The sequence below is a fragment of the Pseudomonas sp. NPDC089918 genome, from assembly GCF_050280605.1.
GTDB lineage: Bacteria > Pseudomonadota > Gammaproteobacteria > Pseudomonadales > Pseudomonadaceae > Aquipseudomonas.
Map to the genome: position 1 here is coordinate 1 of NZ_JBNNVP010000082.1, position 10,927 is coordinate 10,927.

The window sequence follows — 10,927 nt, forward strand, 5'->3', positions numbered from 1 at the left end:
GCAGGCCTAGACCCTGATCGTTCCCACGCTCCGCGTGGGAACGCAGCCCGGGACGCTCTGCGTCCCATTGGAACGCGGAGCGTCCCTTGAGGCATTCCCACGCAGAGCGTGGGAACGATCAGTGGGAGCGAGCCTGCTCGCGATGGGCGCAACACGGTGTATCTGAAAGACCCCGGCGAGCGTGTTAACATCGCCGCTTTTGCACGATTGACCCGTTGAGAGCTGAGCACTGATGGCCACCAGATCCGTTGTACTCGATACCGAAACCACCGGCATGCCGGTGACCGACGGCCACCGGATTATCGAAATCGGTTGTGTCGAGTTGATCGGTCGGCGCCTGACCGGCCGGCATTTCCACGTTTACCTGCAACCGGATCGCGAGAGTGACGAAGGCGCCATCGGTGTCCACGGCATCACTAATGAATTCCTGGTGGGCAAGCCGCGTTTCACCGAAGTGGCCGATGAGTTCTTCGAGTTCATCAAGGGTGCGCAGCTGATCATCCATAACGCGGCGTTCGACGTTGGCTTCATCAACAACGAATTCGCCCTGATGGGCCACCACGACCGCGCGGACATCACGCAACACTGTTCGATTCTCGACACCCTGATGATGGCCCGGGAACGTCACCCGGGGCAGCGCAACAGCCTCGACGCCTTGTGCAAACGCTATGGCGTCGACAACTCCGGCCGTGAGCTGCACGGCGCCTTGCTCGACTCCGAGATTCTCGCCGACGTTTACCTGACCATGACCGGCGGCCAGACCAGCCTGTCGCTGGCCGGTAACGCGTCCGATGGCAATGGTTCAGGTGAGGGCGCGGATAACTCCGCCACCGAAATCCGTCGCCTGCCGGCCGATCGTCAACCGATCCGGATCATCCGTGCGAGTGAAGAAGATCTGGCCCAACACGTTGCGCGCCTTGAAGCCATCGCCAAATCCGCCGGCGCTCCGTCGTTGTGGCAGCAACTGGCTGAGGCCAAGGCTCAGGCCTGAGCCCCTTCGAGCGGAAGGGCTTTTGTGGCGAGGGAGCTTGCCTGTGGCGAGGGGGCTTGCCCCCGTTGGGTCGCGAAGCGGCCCCGGATTTTGTCAGATTCACCGCATTGGCAGGTTTACGACTGCTGCGCAGCCGAACGGGGGCAAGCCCCCTCGCCACAAAAAACCTGTTCCTCCAAAAACTCCATTACAGAAATCCTCCCTCATCCGGGCTGTCAGGCCACATGCTGGTGCACCCGCCGACCCACTTCAGGGCATCCCCCTCGCCACATGCGCTCCAACCCTCTACCCTGAGGTTATTGGCAGGCCACGGTCTGCCGCCTCAGGACACCGAGCCCCATGTATAAAGATTTGAAATTCCCGGTCCTGATCGTCCACCGCGACATCAAGGCCGACACCGTTGCCGGTGATCGTGTGCGTGGCATCGCCCGGGAGCTTGAGCAGGAAGGCTTCAGCATCGTCTCGGCGGTCGACTACAACGAAGGGCGTCTGGTCGCCTCGACCCATCACGGCCTCTCTTGCATGTTGATTGCCGCCGAAGACGCCAGCACCCATGCTCATCTTCTGCATAACATGGCGGAACTGATCCGCCTGGCACGGGTTCGGGCGCCGGACCTGCCGATCTTTGCCTTGGGCGAACAGGTGACCCTGGAAAATGCCCCGGCTGACGCCATGGCTGAGCTCAATCAACTGCGCGGCATTCTTTATTTGTTCGAAGACACCGTGCCCTTCCTTGCCCGGCAAGTCGCCCGCGCGGCGCGCAAATATCTGGACGGGCTGTTGCCGCCGTTCTTCAAGGCGCTGGTGCAGCACACCGCCGACTCCAACTATTCCTGGCACACGCCCGGCCATGGCGGTGGCGTGGCGTATCACAAGAGCCCGGTGGGGCAGGCGTTTCACCAGTTTTTCGGGGAAAACACCCTGCGTTCGGATTTGTCGGTGTCAGTACCGGAACTCGGTTCGCTGCTCGATCACACCGGCCCGCTGGCCGAAGCGGAAGCGAGAGCCGCGCGTAATTTCGGCGCCGATCACACCTTTTTCGTGATCAATGGCACCTCAACCGCCAACAAGATCGTCTGGCATTCCATGGTGGCCCGCGATGACCTGGTGCTGGTGGATCGCAACTGCCACAAGTCGGTGCTGCACTCGATCATCATGACCGGCGCGATCCCGCTGTACCTGTGCCCGGAACGCAATGAACTGGGAATTATCGGCCCGATTCCGTTGAGCGAATTCAGCCGTGAATCGATCCAGGCCAAGATCGACGCCAGCCCGCTGACCAAGGGCCGCGAACCCAAGGTCAAGTTGGCGGTGGTGACCAATTCGACTTACGACGGCCTCTGTTACAACGCCGAATTGATCAAGCAGAGCCTGGGCAACAGCGTCGAGGTGCTGCATTTCGACGAGGCCTGGTACGCCTACGCGGCGTTCCACGAGTTCTTCGCCGGCCGTTACGGCATGGGCACCTCTCGCAGCGAAGACAGCCCGCTGGTGTTCACTACGCACTCCACGCACAAATTGCTGGCGGCGTTCAGTCAGGCGTCGATGATTCACGTTCAGGACGGCGGTGCGCGGCAGCTCGACCGCGACCGTTTCAACGAAGCGTTCATGATGCACATCTCGACCTCGCCCCAGTACAGCATCATCGCCTCGCTGGACGTGGCCTCGGCGATGATGGAAGGGCCGGCTGGCCGTTCGCTGTTGCAGGAAATGTTCGACGAGGCCCTGAGCTTTCGCCGGGCCCTGGCCAATCTGCGCCAGCACATCGCCGCCGATGACTGGTGGTTTTCCATCTGGCAACCACCCTCGGCCGAGGGTATTGAGCAGGTAGTCACCGAAGACTGGTTGCTGCAACCCGACGCCGATTGGCACGGCTTTGGCGGTGTGACCGACGACTACGTGCTGCTCGATCCGATCAAGGTCACGTTGGTGATGCCGGGTTTGACGGCGGGCGGTGCCCTGAGCGCGCGCGGGATTCCGGCGGCGGTGGTCAGCAAATTCCTCTGGGAGCGCGGACTGGTCGTGGAAAAGACCGGGCTGTATTCGTTCCTGGTGCTGTTCTCCATGGGCATCACCAAGGGCAAATGGAGCACGCTGCTGACCGAGTTGCTGGAGTTCAAGCGCAGTTACGACGCCAATGTCAGCCTGGCCACCTGCCTGCCGTGCGTGGCGCAACACAATATTGCCCGTTATCAAGGCATGGGTTTGCGCGATCTGTGTGATCAATTGCACGCCTGTTATCGCAGCAATGCCACGGCCAAACACCTCAAACGCATGTACACCGTACTGCCGGAAGTCGCGATGAAGCCGGCGGACGCCTATGATCAATTAGTACGCGGGGAGGTTGAGGCTGTTTCGATCGATGCTCTGGACGGGCGGATCGCAGCGGTAATGCTGGTGCCATACCCGCCGGGGATCCCGTTGATCATGCCCGGCGAGCGGTTCACCGAGTCGACCCGTTCGATCATCGATTACCTGAAGTTTGCCCGTACGTTCGACAGCAGCTTCCCCGGATTTGTCGCCGATGTGCATGGCTTGCAACACGAAGACGAGGGCAATGGACGGCATTACACCGTCGATTGCATCAAGGAATGAGGACCTTTCCGAGTATGCAACCAGTAATGAATCCCAAATACCCAGGCCTCTCGGTGCGTGTCGCCGATGAGGGGTTTGCGGCTTATATCTGGGGCAGTGATTTCAGTTTTGAAGTCGCCGCCTATGGTGCCGCGCAAATCGGTAAGCCGGTGGCGCAGTGGCCGGTGACGCCAATCATCCCGTATCGCAAGTGTTACGGCATCGATCCCGAGGAATTCAGCAGTTTTCGCGATGCCGCCGACAGTGAAATTTTCATGGCCTATCTGGATGACGAGCCGGTGGGGCATTTAGTGGTCAGCACCAACTGGAACGGCTTCGCCCATATCGATGAATTGGCGGTGCATGCGCCAGCGCGCCGTCATGGCGTGGCCAAGGCGTTGCTGGACGTGGCGCAGTTCTGGAGTCGCAAGAAAAAACTGCCGGGCATCATGCTGGAAACCCAGAACAACAACCTGGGTGCCTGTCGGCTTTATGAGCGCTGTGGCTATGTGGTGGGCGGAATCGATCACCTGCGCTACCGCGGGATCGATCCGAATACCGCTGAAATGGCGCTGTTCTGGTATCGATTATTCGATAATCTGCTGGAAAACCCGCTCAGCTCGCCAGCATCGCCACGGCTTGTTCCGTGATGATGTCCAGCAGCGCTTGAACGGCCGCAGAGGGCTCGGCGCTCTTCAGGCTCAAGGCATACACGCTGATCGGCACGGCAGGCGCCAGCGGGCAGGCATCGAGCCCGGCCGATTTGGCGCCGAGGGCGGTAAATGGGTCGACGATCGCCAGACCTTCACCGGCCTCGACCATGCTGCGCATCATCTGATGAGTCTGTACCCGTGTCTGAATGACCGGGGCAGGGCGTAGCGCATGCAGCTTGTTGTCCAGTGCCGGGCTTAACGGATCGTGACCTTCCAGGCCGACCATCGACTGGCCAGCCAGGTCCTGCAGCGAAATGTACTTCTGTTTCGGTTGCAGCCAGCCATGGGGTGCCAGTAGCTGGAGCTTGCCTTGAGCGATGACCTGGCAATGGATATCGGCGTGGTCCGGGTCATGCAGGCTCAGGCCCAGATCGCTTTCACGCAGCAGCAGACTTCTGACAATCGCGCCGGTCGGCTGGCTCAGGAGGGTGCAAGGTGCGTCGGGGAGGCGTCGGCGCAGGGCCGCGATGCTGTGTGGCAACAGGTGTTGTGCCAGCGGCGGGGTGCAGATGATGCGCAGGGGCGGGGCCAAATATTGCTTGAGGCTGCTGGCCAGTCGCTGGACCGGCTCGAGGGCTTCGTAGACGTGGGCGATCTCGACTTGCAGCTCCCGTGCTTCGCGCGTGGCTTGCAGACGACCACGCACGCTGGCAAACAGCATGAAACCCAACTGATCCTCGGCATCACGCAGGGTGCGTTCAACCTCGGCCACTGGCAGCTGCAGCCATTCGGCGGCGGTGCCCAGGTGACCGGTCTGCAGGAGCGCCTGGATCACTTCGATATGACGTAAACGCATGCGTGAAGTCCATGTTCAGCAGGTGAGGGAGTCAGTCACTGAATCCTAACTCAAGTGCGCGCATATGACTTCTGCTCATAACAGCGAGTTATGAGGCCACGTTCGTTTCAGGTTCGCGAGTGAGGGTGACGCCCGATTGCACCAGCACAAATTCGTTGTCGTCGAGTTTGTTGAGCCGGTCGCCAATGGCCAGCTTATAGGTGCTGACAGGCACCGAGCCGGCGAGGCCGTCGTGCGACGGGGTGGATTCCTGGAACTCATGCACGGAATAAACGCGGCCTTCCGCGTCTCTTGCATGGAACTGACCGACGAGTACTGCTGCCATCTGCTTAGAACCTCTGGAGATAAATCACTCAATTTGCGGTTCTGTAGACCGTGGTTGGGCGAGGTAAGTTTTCCTACAGGAAAAAAATAGTCAGGGGCGCTGTTTTTCCGTCGCCCGCTGGTTGAATCGTCATCTGATCATCTATAACTAGAAGCTCTTCCCATTGGACAGTCGAGAATCTTCCATGAGCAACGTCTACGAGATCGCCGTTCTGGTCGGCAGCCTGAGAAAAGCGTCGATCAACCGCAAGGTTGCGCTGGCGCTGGCCGAGCTGGCGCCTGCCAATCTGAAGCTGAACATCGTCGAAATCGGCGATTTGCCGCTCTACAATGAAGACATCGATGGCGAATCACCGCCGGCAGCCTACAGCACTTTCCGACAACAAGTGAGTTCATCCGACGCGGTGCTGTTCGTGACCCCGGAATATAACCGTTCGGTACCGGCGCCATTGAAGAATGCGATCGACGTGGGGTCGCGCCCTTATGGCAAGAGCGCCTGGAACGGCAAGCCGGGTGCGGTGATCAGCGCTTCACCGGGCGCCGTCGGCGGATTTGGCGCCAACCACAACGTGCGCCAGTCCATGGTGTTTCTCAATGTGCCGTGCATGCAGCAACCGGAAGCCTACCTGGGCGGCGCCGGTTCAGCGTTTGATGAGGCGGGCAAGTTGTCAGAGTCGGTCAGGCCGTTCTTGCAAAAATTCATCGATGCGTATGCGCTGTGGGTTGAGCAGCATAAAAAGCAGTGACCTTTCCCTTGTAGCAGCTGCCGAACCTGTAGGTCGGGATTGTGTTGATGGTGACGCCGGCGGCGCTGGCGTTGCGGTTGTCTATCTGAACCGTGTCGACCCTATCGCGAGCAGGCTCGCTCCCACAAGGATCTTCGCCATACGGAGATCCAATGTGGGAGCGAGCCTGCTCGCGATAGGGCCAGTCCATTCACCACAAAAACTCAACCATTACCCGGCACATTCGGCCAAAGATCGGACACCAGAAACAGTCGCTCGGCTTCTTCCCAATCTCCTTCGCCATTCTCTGTCAGCCGCACCATCAATTGCGCCGGTGCCAGCGGGTCCAGATCGCTCAGCCATGCGCTCAGCTGTTCAGCATTCCAGGTTTGCTCTTCGGGATAGTGCGCCGGCGCCAGCCAGGCATGGCGGGGCAGGGGTTGCCAGCGGCCGAACGGGCGTTGCACGACAAAGTCCGCCCAGTCCTTCTGATGCAGCCAGCTACCGCGCAAATGCTGAGGGTGCGCGCCGCTCGGTGATTCGGCCTGCCCCGGCCACGGATAGAGCAGATAACCGCCCAGCCACAGATGCGCACTGAACTGCTGGATATCCAGAGACGCCAGCACTGCACGGCTTTCCGCCCGCGCGGAAATCGGTAACTGATGCTGGCTCAGGTGCTTGAGTTTACGGTCGAGCCGATCATGACAACCCGGTCCGAGCCACTGCGCGGTGTCGTGGCCGTCACCGTTCTGTGGCCCCAGATAGAGCTTGATCGCCAGTTCCAGGTGATGCACGCCATCGCGATCACGCAGCAGCATGTCCAGCTCACCCAGGGTGTGGCCTTCACGGCGGATCGGCATGTTGGCGGCAATCAGTTCGATGCCCGGCGCGTGTCGCACGGCGTATTGCCACAGCCGCTCGTAGTACAGACCCAGCCGCCGGGTCCTGGCCTGGGCCAGCCAGTGCAGCAAGTCGTAGCTGTCGCGATCCAGTTGCCTGAGCCAGTGTTCCAGGCGCTCCGGTGCCTGCACCCAGTCGCTGCCCGCCAGCGGATGACGCTGCGGCCACGGGGTGACGCTGAGCATCGGCGGCGCGAGGATGACCCAAGCCAGGTCGCGCACTTCAGGGTGGCGCAACTGGTGAGGTAACTGGAGCAAATCTGGAAATAGGATCATCTTGCGAGCATAGCCCGAAACGCGAGCGCACCGTTGTGGCTGAAAGGGTTTTGTCTACGCCGCGCTTTCGCCCATAATCGTGTTTTTCGCCGTCGCAGGCCCTCCGCATCCTAATAGGAGCCCCATGGAGCAATTTCGTAATATCGGCATCATCGGTCGCCTGGGCAGTTCTCAGGTGCTGGATACCGTCCGCCGACTGAAACGGTTTCTGCTCGATCGTCACCTGCACGTGATCCTCGAAGACACCATCGCCGAAGTCCTGCCGGGTCATGGCCTGCAAACTTCGTCGCGCAAGATGCTTGGTGAAGTCTGTGACATGGTGATTGTGGTCGGTGGTGACGGCAGCCTGCTGGGCGCCGCCCGGGCGCTGGCCCGACACAATATTCCGGTGCTCGGCATCAACCGGGGCAGTTTGGGATTCCTGACCGATATTCGCCCTGATGAGCTGGAAGTCAAAGTCGCCGAAGTGCTCGACGGCCACTACCTGGTGGAAAACCGCTTCCTGCTGCAAGCCGAAGTCCGGCGCCACGCCGAGGCCATCGGTCAGGGCGATGCACTGAACGATGTGGTGCTGCACCCCGGTAAATCGACGCGGATGATCGAGTTCGAGTTGTACATCGATGGCCAGTTCGTCTGCAGCCAGAAGGCCGACGGCCTGATCGTCGCCACGCCGACCGGTTCAACCGCCTACGCACTGTCGGCGGGCGGCCCGATCATGCATCCCAAGCTCGACGCTATTGTGATTGTGCCGATGTACCCCCATACCTTGTCAGGTAGACCGATCGTGGTCGATGGCAACAGTGAGCTGAAAATCGTCGTGTCCAAAGATATGCAGATTTACCCGCAAGTTTCCTGTGACGGGCAGAATCACTTCACCTGCGCGCCCGGTGACACCATCACCATCAGCAAGAAAGCGCAGAAACTGCGGCTGATTCACCCGCTTGACCACAACTACTATGAAGTCTGCCGGACGAAACTCGGCTGGGGCAGCAAGTTGGGTGGTGGAGGCGACTGATGCTCGATCCCGCGCGTAGCTACGACCTGATCGGTGACGTGCACGGTTGCGCTCTGACCCTTGAGCACTTGCTCGACCGGCTCGGTTATCACAAACAGGCTGGCGTCTGGCGGCATCCGTCGCGCATGGCGGTGTTCCTCGGCGACATCATCGACCGCGGCCCGCGGATTCGCGAGGCGCTGCACATCGTCCACGACATGGTCGAAGCCGGCCAGGCGCTGTGCATCATGGGCAACCATGAATTCAACGCCCTCGGCTGGAGCACGCCGGCGTTGCCGGGCAGCGGCCAGCAGTTCGTGCGTGAACATACGCCGCGCCACGGTCGCCTGCTCAAGGAAACCCTGACTCAGTTTGAAGATCATCCCGAAGATTGGCATGACTTTCTGCAATGGTTCTATGAATTGCCTCTGTTCGTCGATGCCGGGCGTTTCCGGGTGGTGCATGCCTGTTGGGACGCCGGCCTGATCGAGCCGTTGCGAGGGTTGTTCCCCGACGGTTGCATCGATGAGCACTTCCTCCAGGCCTCCGCGGTGCCGGGCAGTTTTGCCTGCACCGTGTTCGATCGCCTGTTGCGCGGCACCGACATGCGCTTGCCTCACGGCTTGACCATGACCAGCGGCGACGGCCTGACGCGCTCGTTTTTCCGCACCAAATTCTGGGAAGACGACCCGCAAACCTACGGAGATATCGTGTTCCAGCCCGACGCCTTGCCTGAGCCAGTAGCCCGCACGCCGCTGTCGTCCAGCGAAAAAGACAACTTGCTGCGCTACGGCGTCGATGAGCCGTTGTTGTTCGTCGGCCACTACTGGCGCAGCGGCAAACCGGCACCGATCCGCCCGAACCTGGCGTGCCTGGATTACAGCGCGGTGCTCTACGGCAAACTGGTCGCTTATCGTCTGGATCAGGAAACCCGTCTCGACCCGCAAAAATTTGTCTGGGTCGATGTCGAGCGGCCGGAGGTGCTGCAATGACGGCGGTGGCGGTATTGCGTCTGCCTCTGGCGGTGGATTTGAGCGGGTTTGTCAAACTGCTGCAGCGCATGCAAGTGCCCCATCGGGTCAGCGAAGAGGCGGGCGAGCAAGTGCTGTGGGTGCCGGCCAACATCAGCGAAGACGTGCGCTCATTGTACGAACGCTTTCCCGCCGGCGACCCCGATCAGCAACTGGATATCCCGATCGCGCAGACGCAGCCGCGTCCGGGCTTCGTCGAGCAGTTGCGCTACAGCAAGGCTACGGCGTTGGTGCTGTTGCTGAGCCTGATCGTCGCCATGGTGACGATGCTGGGCGATAACCTCGACACGATACGCTGGCTGACCTTCCTCGATTTCCGTGTGGTCGGCGAGTACATCCATTTCACGCCATTGGCCGACAGCCTGGCGGCGGGGCAGTGGTGGCGTCTGGTCACGCCGATGCTGATCCACTTCGGCATCCTGCACCTGGCCATGAACGGCATGTGGTACTGGGAACTGGGGCGGCGCATCGAGTCGCGGCAGGGCAGCATCAACCTGATCGGCCTGACGCTGCTGTTCAGCCTGGTGTCCAACTATACCCAATACCTTTTCAGCGGCCCGAGCCTGTTTGGCGGGTTGTCCGGTGTGCTGTACGGCCTGCTCGGGCATTGCTGGATCTTCCAGGTTCTGTCGCCGAACCCGGCGTATCGCCTGCCCCGAGGGGTGTTGGTGATGATGCTGGTGTGGTTGCTGCTATGCCTGTCCGGGCTGGTCTCGATGATCGGCTTCGGCCAGATTGCCAACGCGGCCCACGTCAGCGGGTTACTCATCGGATGCTTCACCGGTTTGTTGGGCGGTTTGTACAACCGCCGTAAACTGACTTCCAAATAAGCTATGTGATTAAAGAGCGCGGAGCCCTTGATGTCCTCTTTTAACGAAATGATCAAAAACATCACCCCGGATATCTACCGGAGCCTGAAACTGGCGGTGGAAATCGGCAAATGGTCCGACGGTGGCAAACTCACCGCCGAGCAGCGCGAACTGTCCCTGCAAGCGATGATCGCCTGGGAAATCCAGAACCTGCCCGAGGAAGAACGCACCGGCTACATGGGCCCGCAGGAATGCGAGTCGAAGTCGATTGAAGTGCCAAACATTCTGTTCAAATCGGATGCCGTCCATTGATCGAGATTGGCCGCGGTGCAATCAGCAAAATGTCGGCGCGCCTTGACGGGCCGAACGTTCAGTACGCTTTTCGTCTGGGCGACGCCGAGGTACCGGTCAATCCGTTGATCGGCACCACGGTGCGCCTGGAATACCTGGGAGCGATCCACTGCACCCATTGCGGACGCAAGACCAAAACCAGTTTCAGCCAGGGTTACTGCTACCCGTGCATGACCAAACTGGCCCAATGCGACCTCTGCATCATGAGCCCGGAGCGTTGCCACTACGACGCCGGCACCTGCCGTGAGCCTGCGTGGGGCGAAAAATTCTGCATGACCGATCATGTGGTGTATCTGGCCAATTCGTCGGGGATCAAGGTCGGCATAACCCGCGCCACGCAACTGCCCACTCGTTGGCTCGATCAGGGCGCCAGCCAGGCCTTGCCGATCATGCGCGTCGCGACCCGTCAGCAGTCAGGCTTCGTCGAAGACCTGTTCCGCAGCC

Annotated in this window: 12 protein-coding genes; 9 read left to right on the forward strand and 3 right to left on the reverse strand. The window is 60.5% G+C overall.

Annotation, left to right across the window (positions count from 1 at the left end; genetic code table 11):
* Positions 1-232: 232 nt before the first annotated feature.
* The 3 genes from dnaQ (at position 233) to ACQKPC_RS29785 (ending at position 4,215) form a co-directional block, all read left to right on the forward strand.
* On the forward strand, positions 233-991 hold the full coding sequence (gene dnaQ, locus ACQKPC_RS29775; RefSeq protein ID WP_008074393.1) for a DNA polymerase III subunit epsilon: 759 nt from the start codon (positions 233-235) through the stop codon (positions 989-991).
* A 339-nt stretch (positions 992-1,330) separates the two neighbouring features.
* Complete coding sequence (locus ACQKPC_RS29780) at positions 1,331-3,586, forward strand: Orn/Lys/Arg decarboxylase N-terminal domain-containing protein (protein WP_427628244.1); 2,256 nt, start codon at positions 1,331-1,333, stop codon at positions 3,584-3,586.
* Between the two features lie 14 nt (positions 3,587-3,600).
* On the forward strand, positions 3,601-4,215 hold the full coding sequence (locus ACQKPC_RS29785) for a GNAT family N-acetyltransferase (RefSeq protein WP_427628246.1): 615 nt from the start codon (positions 3,601-3,603) through the stop codon (positions 4,213-4,215).
* Here ACQKPC_RS29785 and ACQKPC_RS29790 read toward each other — a convergent pair.
* Positions 4,181-5,074 (reverse strand): LysR family transcriptional regulator, encoded by an 894-nt coding sequence (locus ACQKPC_RS29790; protein WP_123495102.1) that lies wholly within the window; start codon positions 5,072-5,074, stop codon positions 4,181-4,183. The genes ACQKPC_RS29785 and ACQKPC_RS29790 overlap by 35 nt on opposite strands.
* Positions 5,075-5,162: 88 nt before the next feature.
* A complete protein-coding gene (locus ACQKPC_RS29795) occupies positions 5,163-5,399 on the reverse strand; it encodes a hypothetical protein (RefSeq protein WP_123495100.1) in 237 nt (78 codons plus the stop codon).
* A 184-nt stretch (positions 5,400-5,583) separates the two neighbouring features.
* Here ACQKPC_RS29795 and ACQKPC_RS29800 point away from each other — a divergent pair, with 184 nt between their 5' ends.
* Complete coding sequence (locus tag ACQKPC_RS29800) at positions 5,584-6,144, forward strand: NADPH-dependent FMN reductase (RefSeq protein ID WP_123359687.1); 561 nt, start codon at positions 5,584-5,586, stop codon at positions 6,142-6,144.
* Positions 6,145-6,347: 203 nt separating this feature from the next.
* On the opposite strand, the gene ACQKPC_RS29805 is transcribed toward ACQKPC_RS29800, so the two are convergent.
* Complete coding sequence (locus ACQKPC_RS29805) at positions 6,348-7,298, reverse strand: DUF1853 family protein (RefSeq protein ID WP_123722996.1); 951 nt, start codon at positions 7,296-7,298, stop codon at positions 6,348-6,350.
* Between the two features lie 124 nt (positions 7,299-7,422).
* Between ACQKPC_RS29805 and ACQKPC_RS29810 the strand changes: the two genes are divergently transcribed.
* The 5 genes from ACQKPC_RS29810 to ACQKPC_RS29830 all read left to right on the forward strand — a co-directional run.
* Positions 7,423-8,313 (forward strand): NAD(+) kinase, encoded by an 891-nt coding sequence (locus ACQKPC_RS29810; RefSeq protein WP_007906781.1) that lies wholly within the window; start codon positions 7,423-7,425, stop codon positions 8,311-8,313.
* Complete coding sequence (locus tag ACQKPC_RS29815) at positions 8,310-9,284, forward strand: metallophosphoesterase (protein WP_427628252.1); 975 nt, start codon at positions 8,310-8,312, stop codon at positions 9,282-9,284. Before ACQKPC_RS29810 ends, ACQKPC_RS29815 begins: the two co-directional genes overlap by 4 nt.
* The gene (locus ACQKPC_RS29820; protein ID WP_427628248.1) at positions 9,281-10,153 is read left to right on the forward strand and encodes a rhomboid family intramembrane serine protease; all 873 of its coding nucleotides are present in this window, start codon (positions 9,281-9,283) and stop codon (positions 10,151-10,153) included. The genes ACQKPC_RS29815 and ACQKPC_RS29820 overlap by 4 nt, the downstream gene beginning before the upstream one ends.
* 30 nt (positions 10,154-10,183) lie before the next feature.
* Entirely contained in the window at positions 10,184-10,444 is a 261-nt protein-coding gene (locus ACQKPC_RS29825) for a YeaC family protein (protein ID WP_192343680.1), read from the forward strand.
* The coding region (locus ACQKPC_RS29830; protein ID WP_427628250.1) for a DUF2797 domain-containing protein at positions 10,441-10,927 on the forward strand (487 nt) is incomplete at its 3' end. The genes ACQKPC_RS29825 and ACQKPC_RS29830, both read left to right, overlap by 4 nt.